At 61.1% G+C, this 18,061-nt stretch carries 13 protein-coding genes and 2 pseudogenes; 9 read left to right on the forward strand and 6 right to left on the reverse strand.

Annotation, left to right across the window (positions count from 1 at the left end; all coding sequences use genetic code 11):
• Nucleotides 1-68: 68 nt before the first annotated feature.
• Together JCM25143_RS22695 and JCM25143_RS22700 are read left to right on the forward strand one after the other, a co-directional pair.
• Nucleotides 69-545, forward strand: a complete 477-nt coding sequence (locus tag JCM25143_RS22695) for an ABC transporter ATP-binding protein (protein WP_234395014.1) — start codon at nucleotides 69-71, stop codon at nucleotides 543-545.
• Nucleotides 532-1,044 carry a TOBE domain-containing protein gene (locus JCM25143_RS22700; protein WP_199897836.1) on the forward strand — a complete coding sequence of 171 codons (513 nt, stop codon included), beginning with the start codon at nucleotides 532-534 and terminating at the stop codon, nucleotides 1,042-1,044. The genes JCM25143_RS22695 and JCM25143_RS22700 overlap by 14 nt, the downstream gene beginning before the upstream one ends.
• A gap of 20 nt (nucleotides 1,045-1,064) precedes the next feature.
• Here the strand turns inward: JCM25143_RS22700 and JCM25143_RS05570 are convergent, their stop codons facing one another.
• The 5 genes and pseudogenes from JCM25143_RS05570 to JCM25143_RS05590 form a co-directional block, all read right to left on the reverse strand.
• Nucleotides 1,065-1,739, reverse strand: coding sequence for a TetR/AcrR family transcriptional regulator (locus JCM25143_RS05570; protein ID WP_025860316.1), 675 nt, complete (start codon nucleotides 1,737-1,739; stop codon nucleotides 1,065-1,067).
• A gap of 69 nt (nucleotides 1,740-1,808) precedes the next feature.
• A complete protein-coding gene (locus tag JCM25143_RS05575) occupies nucleotides 1,809-3,242 on the reverse strand; it encodes a TolC family protein (protein ID WP_025860317.1) in 1,434 nt (477 codons plus the stop codon).
• 7 nt (nucleotides 3,243-3,249) lie between these two features.
• Entirely contained in the window at nucleotides 3,250-4,374 is a 1,125-nt protein-coding gene (locus JCM25143_RS05580) for an ABC transporter permease (RefSeq protein WP_035370532.1), read from the reverse strand.
• A 2-nt stretch (nucleotides 4,375-4,376) separates the two neighbouring features.
• Nucleotides 4,377-7,109: pseudogene (gene rbbA / locus JCM25143_RS25150) on the reverse strand (ribosome-associated ATPase/putative transporter RbbA).
• A gap of 6 nt (nucleotides 7,110-7,115) precedes the next feature.
• Nucleotides 7,116-8,096 carry an HlyD family secretion protein gene (locus JCM25143_RS05590; RefSeq protein WP_025860319.1) on the reverse strand — a complete coding sequence of 327 codons (981 nt, stop codon included), beginning with the start codon at nucleotides 8,094-8,096 and terminating at the stop codon, nucleotides 7,116-7,118.
• 364 nt (nucleotides 8,097-8,460) lie between these two features.
• Here JCM25143_RS05590 and JCM25143_RS23570 point away from each other — a divergent pair, with 364 nt between their 5' ends.
• Genes JCM25143_RS23570 through JCM25143_RS05615 form a run of 7 tightly spaced genes read left to right on the forward strand, consistent with a single transcriptional unit; the run spans nucleotide 8,461 to nucleotide 17,179 of the window.
• On the forward strand, nucleotides 8,461-9,429 hold the full coding sequence (locus tag JCM25143_RS23570; protein WP_234395003.1) for an FAD-dependent oxidoreductase: 969 nt from the start codon (nucleotides 8,461-8,463) through the stop codon (nucleotides 9,427-9,429).
• Nucleotides 9,430-9,443: 14 nt separating this feature from the next.
• Nucleotides 9,444-9,611 (forward strand): hypothetical protein, encoded by a 168-nt coding sequence (locus JCM25143_RS23575; RefSeq protein WP_234395004.1) that lies wholly within the window; start codon nucleotides 9,444-9,446, stop codon nucleotides 9,609-9,611.
• A complete protein-coding gene (locus tag JCM25143_RS23580; protein ID WP_234395005.1) occupies nucleotides 9,587-10,153 on the forward strand; it encodes a 4Fe-4S binding protein in 567 nt (188 codons plus the stop codon). Before JCM25143_RS23575 ends, JCM25143_RS23580 begins: the two co-directional genes overlap by 25 nt.
• Complete coding sequence (nifJ, locus tag JCM25143_RS05600) at nucleotides 10,150-13,878, forward strand: pyruvate:ferredoxin (flavodoxin) oxidoreductase (protein WP_234395006.1); 3,729 nt, start codon at nucleotides 10,150-10,152, stop codon at nucleotides 13,876-13,878. The genes JCM25143_RS23580 and nifJ overlap by 4 nt, the downstream gene beginning before the upstream one ends.
• The gene (locus JCM25143_RS05605; RefSeq protein ID WP_234395007.1) at nucleotides 13,875-14,906 is read left to right on the forward strand and encodes a dihydroorotate dehydrogenase-like protein; all 1,032 of its coding nucleotides are present in this window, start codon (nucleotides 13,875-13,877) and stop codon (nucleotides 14,904-14,906) included. The genes nifJ and JCM25143_RS05605 overlap by 4 nt, the downstream gene beginning before the upstream one ends.
• Before the next feature lie 12 nt (nucleotides 14,907-14,918).
• On the forward strand, nucleotides 14,919-15,920 hold the full coding sequence (locus JCM25143_RS05610; RefSeq protein ID WP_025860322.1) for a bifunctional enoyl-CoA hydratase/phosphate acetyltransferase: 1,002 nt from the start codon (nucleotides 14,919-14,921) through the stop codon (nucleotides 15,918-15,920).
• Nucleotides 15,921-15,961: 41 nt separating this feature from the next.
• Nucleotides 15,962-17,179: an acetate/propionate family kinase gene (locus JCM25143_RS05615; protein ID WP_025860323.1), complete on the forward strand. Its 1,218-nt coding sequence runs from the start codon at nucleotides 15,962-15,964 to the stop codon at nucleotides 17,177-17,179.
• A gap of 143 nt (nucleotides 17,180-17,322) precedes the next feature.
• Here JCM25143_RS05615 and JCM25143_RS17200 read toward each other — a convergent pair.
• Nucleotides 17,323-18,022, reverse strand: a pseudogene (locus tag JCM25143_RS17200) (pirin family protein).
• Between the last annotated feature and the right edge of the window lie 39 nt (nucleotides 18,023-18,061).

Raw genomic sequence — 18,061 nt, forward strand, 5'->3', positions numbered from 1 at the left:
TTTTTGCCGGCGGGCATAAGGGGCTGGATTCCATTGATCTGGATATTGCGCAGGGCGAGTTTCTGAGCCTGCTCGGCCCTTCTGGCTGTGGTAAAACCACAACCCTGCGGGTTATCGCAGGGTTTGAAAGCCCCACACAGGGGCGGGTGCTGCTCGATGGGCAGGACATGACGGCCCTGCGCCCGTGTGAGCGGCCCATCAACACCGTTTTTCAGGACTATGCGCTGTTCCCGCATATGAATGTCAGCCAGAACATTGCGTTCGGCCTGTCGCTGCGGGGGGTAGGGTCTGCAGAAACCCGGCGTAAGGTCATGGAGGTTCTGGAACTGGTGGGCCTGCCGGACAAGGCGCAGGCACGGGTGGGCAGCCTGTCGGGTGGGCAGAAACAGCGTGTGGCGCTGGCGCGCGCCTGGTGTGCCAGCCCCGCCTGCTGTTGCTGGATGAACCGCTCTCCGCCCTCGATGCCAGCTTGCGCGAACACATGCAGGCCGAACTCAAGCGCTTGCAGAAAGAACTGGCACAACCTTTGTCATGGTCACACATGACCAGACGGAGGCCCTGTCCATTTCTGACCGGATCGTGGTGATGAATGCCGGGCGGATCGAGCAGATTGCCCCGCCGGATGTTTTGTATGACCGCCCGGCCACGCAGTTCGTGGCCAGTTTTATTGGCACCATGAACCTGCTGAGTGCCCGTCCCGGCACTCAGCGCGACGGGCGGACATGTTTTGCTATCGGGCCGGTATGGCAGCCCGCCATAGCCCTTGATGGCACTATGCTCCTGCCATCCGACAGGCCGGTAACACTGGGTATCCGCCCTGAAGATCTGGTGCTGACGGAGCAGAGGGGGGATGAGGTGCTGGATACCACGGTTGTTTCCGTGGCGTTTCATGGGCGCTCATTTCGTGTGCAGGTAGAGGCGGCAGGGGGGCAGAGCCTGTTTGCCGATATCCCGCGTGAGGGCGAGCAGGCCCGGCTGGTGCCGGGGCAGGCAATCAGCCTTGCCCTGAAAAAAGATGTATGCCCGCCAGTTTTTGTCAACTGAGTCTAAAACACACTTCCGCCTCAGGGTTCGGTAAAACTGCGGAGTAGGCCAGAGGTGAAAATGGCGGTGGTAAAGCGTGCGGTTTCATCAATATCGCTGAACGGGTTTTTGGAAAGATGTAGCAGGCTTTCCAGCCCCGCCATGAAAATGATCGAAACCGCAAGGGCAAGTTTGTCCGGTGCAATAACGGGTGATTGAATTCGGGCCTGAAGGCGGGCTTTCAGGTCGTCCGTCATGTCCTTTGCTGTAGTGGAGCTTAACAGCCGCGCGCGGATATGGTGCTGGTTCAGCTCGAAAAACCGTGCCGCACCATGTAGGCTCAGCAATTCGCGAAAAGAGGCGGCATAGGCTTTGACCAGCATGGTTTCGAGGTCATCCTCATCCGAGCGGCAGAGCAGGACGGCCTCTTTGGCGCGGGCGATCACCAGATCGAGCAGGGTGTCGAAAATGACTTCCTTGGTCTTGAAGTAATTGTAAAAGCTGCCGGGCGAGAGGGTGGTGGCTTTGACAATGTCCCTGACCGTGGCCGTGTCCAGCCCCACGGTGGAAAACACCTGCCACGCCGCACGCTCGAACTCCTGCTGCTTCATGCGCCGAGCGGATTCCCGTTTTTCAGAAACACGGTATTTCGTGCGTGGCGGAGCAGGCGGGCGGGTCTGGTCTGGTGTTTCCCTGTTACGTGGGGGCACTTTCATGGTCCTGACCTAAGGTGCTGGAGCGCGGGTTACCCTGCGCGATACAGGTGTGTGCGATGTGGCCGGGCCTTACGGTGCGCTGGCGGACCAGCCACCGCCAAGGGCGCGGGCCAGCCGCACGGTTGAAAGGGCGCGGGCTGTCTGGGTTTTGACCAGTTCGTCCTGCGCATCAATCAGGCGCAGGCGGGCTGTCAGCACATCCTGCAAGGTCACCTGTCCCCCTTCAAACAGGCCATGGCTCATGGTCGCGGCTGTGCTGGCGGCTTGCGTGCGGGCCTGTAGGGCAGCGGCGCTGGTGTCGAGCTGGGAGCGCTGTTCGCTGGCATTTTCAATTTCGGCTAGGGCGTTCAGCAGGGTCTGGTCATAGGCGGCCACGGCCTCATCCAGCCTGCTATCGGCCTGTGCAATCTGGGCGTGTATGCGCCCGGCGGTGAAAATGGGCAGGGTGGCGGTCAGGGCCGCCAGCCCGCCGGTGCCTGAAAGACCGGGAATGCCATCAAAACGCAGGCGGCCATCACCCCCGAAAAACTCAAGCCCAAAGCGGGGCAGAAGTTCCGTTTTGGCGCCCACAAGGCGTTGTGCCGCGGCCTCCACCATATGGCGGCGCAGCAGGATATCGGGCCGGTTGCTCAGGATGGTGCTGGGCAGCATGGCCCGTGGGGGGGCAGGGATACTGAAGGTGTCAGGCCCGGACAGGTCGGGGGCGTTATCCGGTGTGCGCCCACTCAGAATGGCCAGCCTGCGGCGGAAGGTATCATAGGCCGCAACCAGCACGGGCCGGCTGCCGCGTAGGGCTTCGATCTGGGCGCGGATGCTTTCAAGGTCGGCCTGATTGGTCTGCCCGGCCTCAAAGCGGGCGGTGGCGTAGGCCAGCAGGCTTTCGAGTGTCTGCTCGGAACGATCAAGCAGGGCAAGGCGCTGGCTGATGCCGAGCGCGCTCAGATAGCTGGAGGCGACATCGGCGGCAATGGTCATATGCGCGCCGTGCAGCAGGTCCTGCGCCGTCAGTTCCATGGCGCGGCTGGCTTTCAGGGTGGCGGTGTTGTGGCCAAAAACATCCGGCTCCCATGCAATGCCCACCCCCGCCAGATGCCCATCGGTCATGGGGTCACCCAGATTGGGGTCTATGCTGCTGGCCAGCGGAGGTGTGGCCTGCCGCCAGTTCATGCCGCCGCCCGCAATGCTGCCCGTGGCACCAATGGTTGGATACAGCGATGATTTGGCCATTTTGGTATAGGCGCGGGCCTGTTCCACCCTGTCGCGTGCCTGACGCAGCTCTGGGTTGGCGGCCAGCGCTTCTTCCACCAGCTTGGTCAGGCGCGGGTCGTGCCAGTCGGTCCACCAGTGGGTGAGGTCAACACGGCCCGCGCTGGCCTCGGCCGCTGTTCCGGCGGGAATGGTCACGTGCGAGGGCGGGATGTCCGCATGGAAGGGTGAGCAGGCGGCCAGCGCAACCGGCAGGGCAAGGACAACCGCGCGAAAGGGGAGGGGGCGAGCAGACATGTCGGGTTCAGTCCTGACGAGCAAGCATGGAGCGGAAACGCAGCAGCGCCAGTGCGAGAAACAGCGTTGAGGCGCATAGAATGGACAAAATGGCGGGCCAGATGGTTTCAACCCCGGCCCCCCGGTAGAGAATGGCTTGTGCTATTTTGACAAACTGCGTGGTGGGCAGCACACGCACGGCCATTTGCATGATGTCGGGCATGCTCTCGATCGGGGTGGCCGCACCGGAAAGCAGATAGGCAATGGCATAGACCGGCACAGCCAGCAGGCCGAATTGCGGCATGGTGGGTGCGAAAATGGCCAGCACCATGCCCAGCGATGTGACCGAAAAAAGATAGAGGACAAGGCAGGCCGCAAACAGCAGCAAAGACCCCGCAATGGGCACCCCCAGCCACAGATGCACGACAAACCAGAGCGATGCCATGCTGGCGACAAAAATGACCGCGCCATTGGCCAGAATTTTGGCCACGGCAATTTCACTGGCCGAAACAGGCAGCACCAGCAGGTGCTCAATGGTGCCGTGTTCGCGCTCGCGGATAACCGCGGCCCCTACAAGAATGATCGACAGCACCGTGGCGTCGGTTACCACCTGCATGACGGCGGTAAACCAGAAGGATTCACTATTGGGGTTGAAGCGGATACGGCTTTGCGTGCGAAAGGGAAGCTGCTGCTCGGCGGGGGGAGCGTGCATAAAATGGCTGATCTGGGATAGAAAGATACGCTGGAGATACACATCTCCCAGTCCGGCCTGTGTCATGGCGGTGGCGTCAATCCGCTCCTGTATGGCGGGGCTGCGCCCGGCCAGCACATCGGCCTCGAAACGGGGCGGGATATCAATAACAAAATTGTAGGTGCCATGATTCATGCCCGCATTTGCCGCGGCCCGGTCAGTCAGAACCGGCGGCTTGAAATAGGGCAGCAGCACCCCGGCCTTCAGTTCGCGCGACAGGGCCGAGTGGTCTTCATCAATAAACGCCACTGTTGCGTTCGAAACATCGATTTTCACGCCATCGGCCACAATGACAACGGCAAAGGAAAAGGCGAAGAGAATAAGCCCGAACAGGATAAAATCCCTGAACAGGCTTCTGAACTCCTTGCCGCTGAGCAGTGCTACATTAACCAGCCAGCGCATGGTCAGACATCCTGCTTGCGAAGGAGAAGGCACGCACTGCCGATATACAGGCAGGCAAATCCTACCAAGCTGCATACATGGGTATGAAAAACCGCACCCCCAGCCCCTTGGTAAAGGCCCCAAGGCTGATAAGCTGGAACCATGTGGCGGGAAAGGCCTCGCCAAAATAATAGGGTATGCCAACAAGGGTGGATGTGGGGTAAAGCAGGCCGGAAAAATTGACAGCCGGGATAAGGCAGATAATAGCAGTGCCGAAAATGGCGGCCACCTGTGAGCGCACAAAGGTTGATATCAGCAGGCCAAAGCCGGTGCTGGCCAGAATATAGAACAGAGCGCCAAGACTCAGCCTATGAAAGAGCCTTTCAGTGGCACGCCCAGAAGGGTGACGGATAGAAAAACCAGCGCCAGATACGACAGAATGGCCAGCCCCACATAAGGAAGCTGCTTGCCCAGCAGATACTGCCCCGTACTGGCGGGTGAGGCATACAGGTTCATAATGGAACCGATTTCCTTTTCGCGCACAACGCCCAGAGCCGTGAGCATGGTGGGAATAAGGATCAGTGCCAGCATGATAACGCCGGGGGTTATGGCGTAAATGCTGCGGAATTCCTGATTATAGGCAAAGCGCGGCACAATGCTGACAGGCATGGCCGCACTGGCTGTGGGCAGCGGGCTGGTGCGGGCCAGTTCCTGCCCGTAGCGCACCAGTGTGCCCTCGACATAAGCGCGGATATTGGCACCCAGAAAAGGCATGGCCCCGTCAATGATAATATCAAGCTCAGGCTTTCTGCCCGCGAGCATGTCACGCCCGAAATTGGCGGGAATATCAATACCCAGTGCAACCTCGCCATGTTGCAGGCGGGTCTGGAGGGTGTGCAGGTCGGGTGTTGGGGTTGTCTGCCTGAAATAGCGCGACCCGCTGAACTGCTCGGCCAGCGTGCGGCTGATCTGTGACTGATCGTGATCGATCAGGGTGTAGCGGATGGTGTTGATGTCAAAAGACACGCTATAGGCGGCAATCAGCAGCAGGCTGACCGGCCCGAGAATGGCAAAGGCAAGGCGCAGGCGGTCGCGTAGCAGCTCCACCGTTTCGCGGCGTGCGAAAGCCCAGAGACGTGAAAACCAGCGCAAAAGCGGTGGCACGGCTTTTGTGGCCTGCGGCGGTGTTTGTTCGGCAGCGGGCGTGCTGGCAACGGCCACGGTGTTTCCGGCCTGTTCCAGACAACGGATAAACGCATCTTCCAAAGAGGTAGCCCCAGCCTGCTGGATGATTGCGGCCGGGGCGTCCATGGCCAGAACGCGGCCCTTGTCCATAAGGGAAATGCGGTCGCAGCGCATGGCCTCGTTCATGAAATGGGTGGAAACGAAAATCGTTACCTTTCCATCACGCGAGAGGCTGACAAGATGTTTCCAGAACATATCGCGCGCGGCGGGGTCCACGCCGGAGGTGGGTTCGTCCAGTATCAGAATATCGGGGTTGTTGATGCATGCCGCCGCAAGCTGGAGCCTTTGCCTGTAGCCAAGGGGCAGGCCGGTGGGGCGTTCATCCGCATGGGCGGTAAGCTCGAAATCCTCCAGCATGGTGTTGACACGTTCTGTCGCCTGCGCGGGTGAAAGCTGGAATAGTCGTGCCTGCAGCACAAGGTTCTGCCGTACACTCAGTTCTTCATACAGCGAGAAAGCCTGCGACATGTAGCCAACCCGCATGCGGGTATTCATATCGCCCGCGCTGACAGGGCGGCCAAACAGGGTGGCGCTGCCGCTGGTAATGTCGAGCAGGCCTGTGAGCATTTTCATGGTGGTGGATTTGCCGCAGCCGTTCGAGCCGAGAAAACCGAATATTTCTCCACGCCGGATACGGAAGCTGACATGATCCACCGCCGTAAAGGTGCCGAACTGGCGGGTCAGGTTTTCCGCCTCGATAACGGGGGGCGTGCCGTCATCCACATAAGGGGGAATTTCAAAACCGCTGACGGCCTGCCGGGCGGCGGCGGGCAGTAGGGAAACATAGGCGGCCTCCACACTTGTGGTGCCGGTTTTTTGCAAAACGGCCTGTGTTTCATCGCAGGCGAGAATATGCCCGTCATTCATGGCGACCAGCATGAAAAGCGATCCGCCTCATCCATATAGGCAGTGGAAACCAGCACGGTCATGCCCGGTCGCTCGCGCCGCATCTGATCCACCAGCGCCCAGAACTGCCTGCGCGAGAGCGGGTCCACGCCGGTTGTGGGCTCGTCGAGTATCAGCAGGTCTGGCTCATGCACCAGCGCGCAGCATAGGCTGAGTTTCTGCTTCATGCCGCCAGAAAGTTTCCCCGCTGGGCGGTCAGGAAAGGGGGCAAGCCCGGTGGCGTTCAGCAGGTGGGTAATATGGGTTGCGCGGGTTCTGGCATCGAGGGCGAAAAGACAGCCAAAAAAATCGATGTTTTCGCGTACTGAAAGCGTGGGATAGAGGTTTTTGCCCAGACCCTGCGGCATAAAGGCCAGACGCGGCAGAAAAGCCTCACGCGCGGCGCGGTTGCCGATATCAACCCCTAATGTGCTGATCCGCCCGCTCTGGAGCTTGCGCACCCCCGCAATCAGCCCCAGCAGCGTGGATTTACCCACGCCATCCGGCCCGACAAGGGCGATGGTCTGCCCCGCCGGAAGGCTGAGCGCAATATCGTGCAGAACGGTCTCACCCCCATAACGGTGAGAAACCCCGCTGACTTCAATCCCGGCTGCGGGTGCGCTCATGGTGGCTTACCGGCCTGTGGCCACAGTAGCGGGCCAGGGCGCATCGGGGCTGGACTGGATATAGGCCTCGCCCGTCATGCCCGCTTTGAGCAGCTTGCCATATTGTGCCTGTTCCGCCTGCGTGATGCGGAGCTTGACGCGATAGACAAGCTGTTCGCGCTCGCTCGCGGTTTCCACATATTTGGGGGTAAACTGCGCGCTGCTGTCGATATAGGAGACTTCAGCGGCAATGGGGTTTGGCAGGCCATCGAAAACAATGCGCGCGTGGTCACCCGTTTTCAGGGTCATGACCTGAGCGGTCGGGAAAAAGACCGTCATATACGGGTCAACCGGGTCAATCAGGGCGTAAACGCGCCCGCCTGCAGGCAGCACGCTGCCCGGCTCTACCACACGGTATTCTACCCGCCCGGCCACCGGGGCGGTTATGGTCAGCTCATCCAGCGCGGCCTGCACCTCGTTTACCTGCGCCGTGGCTGCCTGTGTGGCGTGCTCGGCTTCCGCCACGGCCTGTGTGGCGGCTGTTACGGCGGCCTGTGCCGCGTCAACCGCCGTGCGGCGGCGTTGGGTTTCCATGTCCGAAATCAGGCTGCGGGCCTGCATGCTCTGCGCGTGGCGCAGTTCGTCCGTATCGAGCCGCAGGGCGGCCTGCCGGGCCGTAAGCTCCGCCTGTACCCGTTCGCGCGCGCTTGTGGCGCGTTCGCGCTGTGCAATAGCCTGCGCGTATTGCGCCTGCACGGTTGCGGTATCCTGCTGAGCCATGATCTGGCCTGCGGTAACGGTATCCCCCTCGCGCGCCATGAGCTGTATCACCCGGCCGGGATATTTGACCGCGACATCAACCCGCGTGAACTCCAGCCGGCCATTGCCATGCAGGATACCGGGTGGCAGGGCGTTCAGCGCCTCGTGGTGCCGCCAGAACAGCCCTCCTGCGAGAGCCGCCACCGCCAGCCCCCCCACCACCGCAATGCGGATAACGGCCCTTTTCACAACGCGCTCTCGGTAGAGGGGAAAAGAAAGGCCGTGCGGCGGGGGAGATGGGTCATTCTGCGTCTTTCCGGTGTCGTGATGGCGGAACAGCGTAGGCCTTTGCCTGACAGGAGTCTGTATCAGGGCCCATAACAGGCGGAGGGGGCGGTTAGCATATTCGTGATACCTATGTCAAAAATATATAACAGACGTTTAAAGCTAATTAATATAGTATTGGAAAGTAGTTTTCTGTGTTTTGTTATCGTTATGGTAACCTTTTACTCATGATCTGGATCATTGAGCGAGAAAAATTTTTGACGTAAGTGTCGAGAAATTAACGCATGCCGCTTACAATCCACAGGAATGTAAGGGCGGGGGAGCGCATATGTCGTTGAAACTTCACGATCTTGGCCAGATCATGCAGGAAACCACACGGCGTGGCGTTGGTAGCCGCCGCTGGCAGCATCCCGCCTATGTGTCGTTCATGCCGCCGTGCAACAATGCCTGTCCGGCGGGCGAGAACATTCAGGGCTGGCTGGCGCTGGCCCAGTCAGGCGAATACGAAGCCGCATGGCGACTGCTGACACAGGAAAACCCGCTGCCCGCCACGCATGGCCGCGCGTGCTACCACCCGTGCGAGACTGCCTGCAATCGTGGTGAACTCGATGAGCCCGTGGCCGTGCATGCGGTAGAGCGGTTTTTGGGCGATATGGCGGTGGAAAAAGGCTGGGTGGTGGCGTGCAGCCCGCCTAGTGGCAAAAAAATTCTGGTGGTGGGGGCAGGGCCTGCGGGCATTGCCTGCGCCTATCATCTGGCGCGCAAGGGCCATGCGGTGGAAATCCGCGATGCGTCGGAGGAGCCCGGCGGCATGATGGCTCATGGCATTCCCGCATACCGGCTGGCGCGCGAGACCCTGCGGGCGGAGCTGTCGCGCGTGCTGGCCATGCCGGGGGTAACCCTGCGCAGCAATACCCGCGTGCGCGATGTGGCGCAGGCTATGGCGGAAGGCGGGTTTGATGCGGCTTTTGTGGCTGTCGGGGCCTCGGTTGCCAATCATCTGGATGTGCCGGTCGAGGATGGGCACAGGCTGCTGAACGCCATTGATCTGTTGCACGATGTCAGTTCGGGGGCGCGCCCCCTGCTGGGCCGGGTTGTGGCGGTGATTGGTGGTGGCAACGTGCCATGGATGCCGCCCGCACGGCCCGGCGGCTGGGTGCGCGCGAGACGGTGCTGGTGTTCCGCTATGACGCCGCCCATATGGAAGCCCTGCCAGCAGAAGCGGCGGAAGCCCGCGTGGAAGGCACGAAAATCCGCTGGCTCAGTGTTGCGGAGCATTTCGGCGCAGATGGGCTGACGGTCGAAAAAGTCGTGATGAACCCGGATGGTTCCGTAACCCCCACGGGTGTTACGGAGCAGGTTGCGGCAGATGCCGTCATTATGGCGGTGGGCCAGCATGCGGATCTTTCCCTGTTATCCGCCCTGCCGGATGTGGCGATAGCAAGGACGATACGGTGGTGGTCAACGGGCATTTCATGACCGGGCATGCCGGTATTTTCGCTGGAGGAGACTGCATCGGTGGTGCACGCACCATGACAGCGGCCACCGGCCACGGCAAACGCGCAGCCCGCGAAATTGATGCGTATCTGTATGGTCAGGCATGGGAGCACCCACCCACACCACCGCTGGTGACATTCGATATGCTGCATCTGCCTGATTACATGGATGCCACCCGCACCCCGCAGCCCGAACAACCTCTTGCCGCCCGTACGGATTTTAGCGAGGTGGTGGCCGGGTTTGACGCACCACAGGCCCGGCGCGAGGCTGCGCGCTGCCTGTCCTGTGGAAACTGTTATGAGTGCGACAACTGTTTTGCCGCCTGCCCTGAGCAGGCGATTACGCGCCGGGGGCCGGGGCGGGGGTACGAGGTATCGCTTGATCTGTGCTCGGGCTGTGCGGCCTGCGCGGAACAATGCCCGTGCCACGCCATAGACATGGTGGCCGAACCGCAGAACCAGCCTGCGCCTGTGGGCAGTCTGGGCGAGCCACTGGCTCCTGCACGTTTCAGGGTCAGGGCATGATGGGGGGCGGGATGATGAACACCAACACCACACAGGCAGGTTCGCTCCCTAGTGCGGCTTCCGCTGCTTCGACACCCCCCGGCTCAACGCAGCCCAGTGCCGCCGATAACGCGGCAGCTCCTACCAGTGCTACGGATGCACAGGCCGTAACCACCACTATCGACGGCAATACGGCTGTGGCCCATATCGCCTACAGGGTGAACGAGGTCTGCGCGATTTTTCCCATTACCCCGTCTTCTCCCATGGCGGAACTGGCGGATGTGTGGGCGGCGCAGGGTATTGCCAATCTATGGGGGGCGGTGCCGGTCGTGCAGGAAATGCAGGCCGAAGGCGGGGCTGCGGGCTGCGTGCATGGGGCGGTGCAGAGCGGCGCGCTGACAACCACCTTCACCGCATCGCAGGGGCTCATGCTTATGATCCCCAACATGTACAAGATCGCGGGGGAGCTCACCTCCACCGTCTTTCATGTAGCGGCGCGCGCGCTGGCGGCAGGGGCTTCCTCCATTTTTGGCGATCATCAGGATATCATGGCCGTGCGCCAGACAGGCTTTGCCCTGCTGGGTGCCTCCAGCGTGCAGGAAGGGCATGACCTTGCCGTTATCGCACAGGCGGCCACCTTGCGCGCCCGTGTGCCTTTTATCCATTTTACCGATGGTTTTCGCACATCGCACGAATACAACACGCTCTCTATCCTGCCGGATGCGACAATCCGCGCCATGATCGACGATGAGCTTGTTTATGCCCACCGTGCCCGCGCTCTCAGCCCGGATCATCCGTTCATTCGGGGGACATGGCAGAACCCCGATACGTATTTCCAAACCCGCGAGGCTGTCAGCCCCTATTACGCCAAGGCTCCCGCTATTGTGCAGGAGGCCATGGACCGTTTTGCGGGCCTGACCGGGCGGCAGTACAGCCTGTTCCGCTACGATGGCCCGCAGGATGCCGAGCATGTTGTGGTGTCCATGGGCTCGGGGGCGGAGGTCGTGCGCGAAACCGCCCTGTGGCTGAACGCGCAGGGCAAGGCGGATCAGCCCCGACTGGGGGCGTTGCAGGTGCTGCTGTACCGTCCGTTCTCGGCGGAGCATTTTCTGGCGGCCCTGCCCCCCGGTGTAAAGGCCATAGCTGTTCTGGACCGCACCAAGGAGCCGGGAGCCCCGGCGGAACCGCTGCTGGCCGATGTGCTGAGCGTGCTGGCTGAAGCCGTGGCCGATGGCAGGCTGGAGCGCATGCCGCGCGTGATCGGTGGCCGGTATGGGCTGTCCTCGCGCGATTTCCACCCCGGTATGGCGCGCGCGGTGTTTGATGAACTGGCCCGCCCCAAACCGCGCAACCACTTTACCGTGGGGCTGGTGGATGATGTGTCGCATTCCAGCCTCGATTATGATGACACGCTGGATATCGAACCCGCAGGCACGACACGCTGCCTGTTTTTCGGTCTGGGTGCGGATGGCACGGTGGGGGCCAACAAGAACAGCGTGGAAATTCTGGGCAACCAGCCCGGTCGCTACGCGCAGGCTTATTTTGATTACGACTCCCATAAATCCGGGGCGGAAACCGCCTCGCATCTGCGGTTTGGCGCGGCCCCTATCCGCGCGCCCTATCTGGTGCGGCATGCTGATTTCGTGGCCTGCCACAAGTTCGAATTCCTGTTCCGGCGCGATGTGCTGGGGGCTGCGAAGGAAGGCGGTATTTTCCTGCTCAACAGCCCCTACGGCCCCGATGAGGTCTGGGACCGCCTGCCACGCCGCGTGCAGGAGCAGATCATAACCCGCAGGCTGTCGTTTTACGTGATCGATGCCTCAGCCGTGGCGCAGCGCGTGGGGCTTGGCCCACGGGTCAACACCATTCTGCAGACCTGCTTTTTCCATCTCTCCAATGTGCTGCCAGCGGATGAGGCCATCCGCCAGATCAAGGCGTTTATCCAGAAATCCTACGGCGACAAGGGCCCGCGCATTGTCGAGCTGAACAACGCGGCGGTGGATGCCGCAGTGGCTGCACTGCATGCCGTGCCGGTGCCTGCGCAGGCAACCGGCACCGTGGCCATGCCACCAGTCGTGCCAGCGGATGCCCCGGCTTTCGTGCGCGAGGTTACGGGCGAGATCATGGCCGGGCGGGGAGATATGATTCCCGTCAGCCGCATGCCGGTTGATGGAACATTCCCCGGTGGCACCACGCAGTATGAAAAACGCAATATCGCGCTGGAGGTACCGCTCTGGGACCCCGAAACCTGTATCCAGTGTGGCCAGTGCAGCATTGTCTGCCCGCATAGCGTTATTCGCGCCAAAACTTATGAGGCCGCCCGGCTTGAAAACGCGCCGGGCAGTTTCAAGTCAGCCCCGGTCAATGCACGAGGCTACCCTGATTCCCTGTTTACCCTGCAATTCTATGTGGAAGACTGCACGGGTTGTGGGGTGTGTGTGGAAAACTGCCCCGCTATTGCACAGGATGGGCAGACCCGTGCCATCAATATGGGTGAAAAACTGCCTATCTTGCAAACAGAACGCGAAAACATCCAGTTTTTTGAAACCATTCCTCAGATGGATCGCCGCCGGGTCAATGCGGCCAATGTGCGCGGCGTGCAGTTTCTTGAACCTCTGTTCGAGTTCAGCGGGGCCTGCGGCGGTTGTGGCGAGGCACCCTATCTCAAGCTGATTTCGCAGCTTTTTGGCGATCGGCTGCAAATTGCCAATGCCACGGGGTGCTCCTCCATTTTCGCCGGCAATACTCCCGCCCACCCGTGGAAAGCTAATGCGCAGGGGCGTGGGGTAGCGTGGTCCAACTCCTTGTTTGAGGATAATGCCGAGTTCGGTCTGGGCTTTCGCCTTGCCATAGACCAGCAGACCGAACTGGCGCATGCGCTCTCACGTAAACTGTCTGACAGAATAGGTCAGGATCTGGTTTCTGCCCTGCTGGATGCGCCACAGCGCACGGAATCCGAGTTCGATCTCCAGCGCGCCCGCGTGGCGGCCCTGAAGGAAAAACTGGCAGGCTCCACCGATGCCGAGGCTAAAATGCTGCTTAGTGTAGCGGATTGTTTCGTCAAGCGCTCCGTCTGGATCGTGGGGGGAGATGGCTGGGCGTATGATATTGACTATGGCGGGCTTGATCATGTTCTGGCGCAGGGGCGCAATGTCAATGTGCTGGTGCTGGATACGGAGGTGTATTCCAACACCGGCGGGCAGTCCTCCAAGGCGACACCCATAGGAGCATCCGCCAAGTTTGCGGCGGCGGGCAAAAAGGTGCCGCGCAAGGACTTGGCCATGCAGGCCATTGCCTATGGCTATGTTTATGTCGCGCAGATTGCCATGGGGGCCAATGCCGAGCAGGCGCTGATCGCCCTGCGCGAGGCCGAGGCCTATGATGGGCCTTCCATCGTGCTGGCGTATTCGCAGTGCATCGCTCATGGGATCGATATGCGCACGGGCATGAAGCAGGCGGCCCGTGCGGTGGCCTCTGGCTACTGGCCGCTCTTCCGTTTTGACCCGACCATGCGGCGTGCGGGGCTCAACCCCTTCCGGCTGGATTCCACCCGCCCGCGTATTTCGCTGGAAGACTATGCCTACCGCGAACTGCGCTACAAGACACTGGAGCGCACAAACCCCGAAAACGCCGCCCATCTCATGCACCAGGCGCAGGCCGCGGCCGATGAACGCTACCGCATGTATGAGGATCTGGCCGCGCGCGATGGCAGCCGCTTCCTGCCCCATTGGGAGGACGTGACATGAAAGGGGATGCGGGTATGAGCCTTGCAACAGCCTATCTGGGCCTGACACTGTCTCATCCGGTGGTTGCGGCGGCCTCGCCACTTAGCGCGTCGGTAGAGGGTATTGTGCGTCTGGCGGATGCCGGGGCGGCGGCCGTGGTTATGGCCTCGGTTTATGAGGAGCAGATTGCAGCACAGGAACTGGCCGAGGCCGCCTTGTGGTCTGCCGGGCAGGAAAGCCATGCCGAAATGGGGGCGTATTTTGCCCCGCAGGCGCAAGCCCGCGTGCTGGATGGCAGGCTTAATACCCTGCGCCGGGCGGCGGAGCGGGCGGGGGTGCCTGTTATTGCCAGCCTGAACGGCTGCACGGATGAAGGCTGGCTGGATTTTGCCCGCCAGATGGAACAGGCCGGGGCAAGTGCTATCGAGTTGAATTTCTCGCATATTGCCACTGACATTACCCAGAGTGCCCATGCAGTCGAAGCCGAGTATGCTGATGTGGTGCGCCGGGTCTGTGCGGGGGTGGGTATTCCGGTTTCGGTCAAACTGCCCTCGACTTTTACCGCGCCGGGCCATGTGGTACGCTCTCTACTGGATAATGGCGCGGCCGGGGTGGTGCTGTTCAGCCGGTTTTATGGGCCGGGGCTGGATATTGCGGTCATGGAGCCGGATGAACGCCTGTGCCTGAGCACCCCGGCAGAACTGAACCTGACGCTGATGTGGCTGTCCCTCCTTTCCGCCCGGCTGGGTGGCAGTTTTGCTGCAGGCTGCGGTGTATGGAGCGCCGCAGATGTGGTGCGCTGCCTGCTGGCGGGGGCCAGTGTGGTGACAACGGCCTCGGCCCTGCTGGAGCGGGGGCCGGGGCATATCGGCACGCTGGTGGCAGGCCTGCGGGCGTGGATGCACGCACAGGGCCATACCAGCCTTGCGGATTTTCAGGGCCGATGCGCCGCGCGCGGCACGCCAGAGCAGGCTCGCGCGTTTGTGCGGCGCGAATACTACCGGCTGATGACGCTACCCGTGGAGCGCATGACCGTAACGGGCGCATAAGGGAAAGGGAGCATGATGGGGGTGGATATGCCGCGTGTCTCGTCAGTAAGCGAGGCCATGGAAATCGGTTCCGCCAGAGAGCAGAACCAGCATGCGCTGTTTGCCGACCTTGTGCGCAAGGCGTCCAAACTGGGGCCTGTGCCTTATGCGGCGGTCTGGCCGTGCGAGCAGCACGCCCTGCAAGGTGTGGTGGATGCGGCCGCGCGCGGCATACTTACCCCCGTTCTGGTGGGTGATGGCGCGGCCATGGCGGCCCTCGCGCGGGAAAGCGGGCTGGATATCAGCGGGTTGAAGCTGGTGGAAGCCTGCTCCCCGGCGGCGGCGGTGGAGCAGGCCGTAGCCCTTGTCCATACGGGTGAGGTGCACGGGCTGATAAAAGGCAGCCTGCATACGGATATTCTCATGCACGGGGTGGTTGGCCCCCAGAGCGGGCTGCGGACAGAGCGCCGTATGAGCCATATCTTTCTGATAGCTGCCCCCTCTTATGACGGGCTGCTGTTCGTGACCGATGCCGCCATCAATATCGTGCCTGATCTCGAGACCAAGCGCGATATTGTCCAGAATGCCATAGACCTGCATCTGGGCCTTGGTCTGGGCGCACCGCGCGTGGCGATCCTCTCGGCGGTCGAGACGGTCAACCCGAAAATACAGGGCACGCTGGATGCCGCCTGCCTGTGCAAGATGGCGGAGCGGGGGCAGATTACCGGCGGCGTGCTGGACGGGCCACTGGCCATGGATAACGCTGTGGATGGCGAGGCCGCGCGGATCAAGGGTATTGTCTCTCCTGTTGCGGGGCGGGCACAGATTCTGGTCACGCCTGATTTGGAAGCAGGCAACATGCTGGCCAAGAACCTTATTTTCATGGCGGGGGCGGAATCCGCCGGTATTGTCATGGGGGCAAAAGTGCCTGTACTGCTCACCAGCCGGGCGGATAGTGTGCAGGCGCGGCTGGCTTCTGCTGCTGTGGGTGCGTTGTATGCGCGTTACCTCAGAACACGGCCTGCCTGTGGCTGATGTTGCGCGGTGCATATGGTTTTTTCTGAAAGACAGAGCGTATGGCTGGTGTAATCCTTGTTTTCAATGTGGGTTCTTCCAGCGTCAAGTTTACGGTGTTCGATGTTGGGGCCGGGATTACGGCACAGGACGCGCCAACCCGGCTGGTGCATGGCGAGATTGAAAACCATGCTGATGGGTTCAGTTTTCACGTAAACGACCGCACAGGCACGCGCTGTGTGGATGAGCGGATTACCACCACAGACCCCCACCCGCTCGATCATCTGCTGAAATGGCTTTCCGCCCATGCGGAGGGGCGCAGCCTGCTGGGTGTTGGCCACCGGATTGTCCATGGCGGGCCGGAATTTTCCGCTCCTGTGCGTATTACGCCCGATGTGCTTGACCAGCTTGAGGCACTGACCCCGTTTGCACCGTTGCACCAGCCCGCAACTCTGGCCCCTGCACGGGCCATTGCTGACTACAGGCCCGACCTGCTTCAGGTTGCCTGTTTTGATACGGCATTCCATCAGACCATACCCGAAATGGCGCGCCTGCTGCCGCTGCCCCGCCGCTATGCGCAAAAAGGCGTGCAACGCTACGGTTTTCACGGGCTCTCCTATACATGGATCGCGGAACGCCTGAAACTGTGCGACCCAGCCCTGTATGCAGGCCGCACGCTGATAGCCCATCTGGGCAGCGGTGCCAGTCTATGCGCGTTAAAAGGCGGGAAAAGCCTTGAAACAACCATGGGGTTTTCAGCGCTGGATGGTTTGATGATGGGCACGCGCACAGGCATGATAGACCCCGGTGCGCTGCTTTACATGATGCAGGAGGAAGGTGCAGGCTGGTGCACGCTGGTGGATGTGCTTTACCGCCAGTCCGGCCTGTTGGGGGTTTCGGGCGTTTCGTCCGACATGCGGCTGCTGCGCCAGAGGCTAGTGGAGGAAAAAGACCCCGAAATCAGCAAGGCTGTCGCGCAGGCGCTAGATTTGTTCGAATACCGGATTATTGAAGAAACCGGCGCGCTGGCGGCTGTTATGGAAGGGCTGGATGGTCTGGTGTTTACAGCCGGGATTGGTGAGCATGACAGCGTCCTGCGAGCTAATGTTTGTGCAAGGCTGGGCTGGCTGGGTGTAAAGCTGGATGCCAAGGCCAATGCCTGCCATGCCAGTGTTATCAGCACCCCGGACAGTGCCGTGAGGGTGCGGGTTGAACCCACGGATGAGGAAGCCGTTATCATGCGTGATGTTCTAGCGTTTATCACGCAGGCTGCGGCGTAAAGGTCGCACCCAGTGGCCGGGCAGGGTGTCTTGGCCATAAAAGAGTCTTGGTGGTTTTTATCGTGTGCGGCATCGACTGTGCCAGTGTTGAGCGCGCAGGGCCATGGGCCGGGTGTTACCCCGGCCCATGAGCCGCTGGCTGGTTATGGCACGGTATCAACCAGCACCACTTCCGTATCCTCAAGAGCGAGAACAGACAGCACATCCGTTTTGGAAATGGCGGCACCGTCACGCTCGTTCAGGGTTTTGCCTTCGATTTCGACAGACCCCTTAGCCACGACCAGATAGCCCAGCCTGTCAGCACCAAGGTTATAGCTGGTGGTTTCGCCCTTTTTCAGCGTAGCCCCCAGCACGCGGGCATCGGTATTGATGGGGAGCGCGTCATCTGCATCTGGCTGGCCAGATGCCAGAACGACAAACTGCCCGGCCCGGTCGCCCCGTGGGAAAGCCCGAGTGCCCCATGAGGGCGCATGGCCTGCCCGGTCAGGCAGAATCCAGATCTGGAACAGGCGGGTTGTTTCGTCTTCCAGATTGTATTCGCTGTGGCGGATTCCCGTACCTGCCGACATGACCTGCACATCACCCGCGCCGGTGCGCCCCCGGTTGCCTAGGCTATCCTCATGCGTAATGGCCCCTTCACGCACATAGGTAATAATTTCCATGTTGTCGTGCGGTGGGTGCCAAAGCCCGTGCCGGGGGCAATGGCATCATCATTCCATACGCGCAGCGCGCCCCAGTGCATCCGTGCGGGGTCGTAGTAACTGGCGAAGGAAAAATGGTGGCGGGCATCAAGCCAGCATGATTGGCGTGGCCGAGTTTATCAAAGGGCCTGACTTCAATCATTGTCGTTACTCCACTGTGCAAGGGTACTGGTTCATGTGG

The organism is Acetobacter papayae JCM 25143 (genome assembly GCF_000613285.1).
Taxonomy (GTDB): Bacteria; Pseudomonadota; Alphaproteobacteria; order Acetobacterales; family Acetobacteraceae; genus Acetobacter; species Acetobacter papayae.

What these genes read in the sequence shown, in the direction of transcription:
- JCM25143_RS22700 (WP_199897836.1), top strand. Translation starts at nt 532, where the DNA reads ATGGTCACACATGACCAGACGGAGGCCCTGTCCATTTCTGACCGGATC.
- JCM25143_RS05570 (WP_025860316.1), bottom strand. Translation starts at nt 1,739, where the DNA reads ATGAAAGTGCCCCCACGTAACAGGGAAACACCAGACCAGACCCGCCCG.
- JCM25143_RS05575 (WP_025860317.1), bottom strand. Translation starts at nt 3,242, where the DNA reads ATGTCTGCTCGCCCCCTCCCCTTTCGCGCGGTTGTCCTTGCCCTGCCG.
- JCM25143_RS05580 (WP_035370532.1), bottom strand. Translation starts at nt 4,374, where the DNA reads ATGCGCTGGCTGGTTAATGTAGCACTGCTCAGCGGCAAGGAGTTCAGA.
- JCM25143_RS23570 (WP_234395003.1), top strand. Translation starts at nt 8,461, where the DNA reads ATGTCGTTGAAACTTCACGATCTTGGCCAGATCATGCAGGAAACCACA.
- nifJ (WP_234395006.1), top strand. Translation starts at nt 10,150, where the DNA reads ATGATGGGGGGCGGGATGATGAACACCAACACCACACAGGCAGGTTCG.
- JCM25143_RS05605 (WP_234395007.1), top strand. Translation starts at nt 13,875, where the DNA reads ATGAAAGGGGATGCGGGTATGAGCCTTGCAACAGCCTATCTGGGCCTG.
- JCM25143_RS05610 (WP_025860322.1), top strand. Translation starts at nt 14,919, where the DNA reads ATGATGGGGGTGGATATGCCGCGTGTCTCGTCAGTAAGCGAGGCCATG.
- JCM25143_RS05615 (WP_025860323.1), top strand. Translation starts at nt 15,962, where the DNA reads ATGGCTGGTGTAATCCTTGTTTTCAATGTGGGTTCTTCCAGCGTCAAG.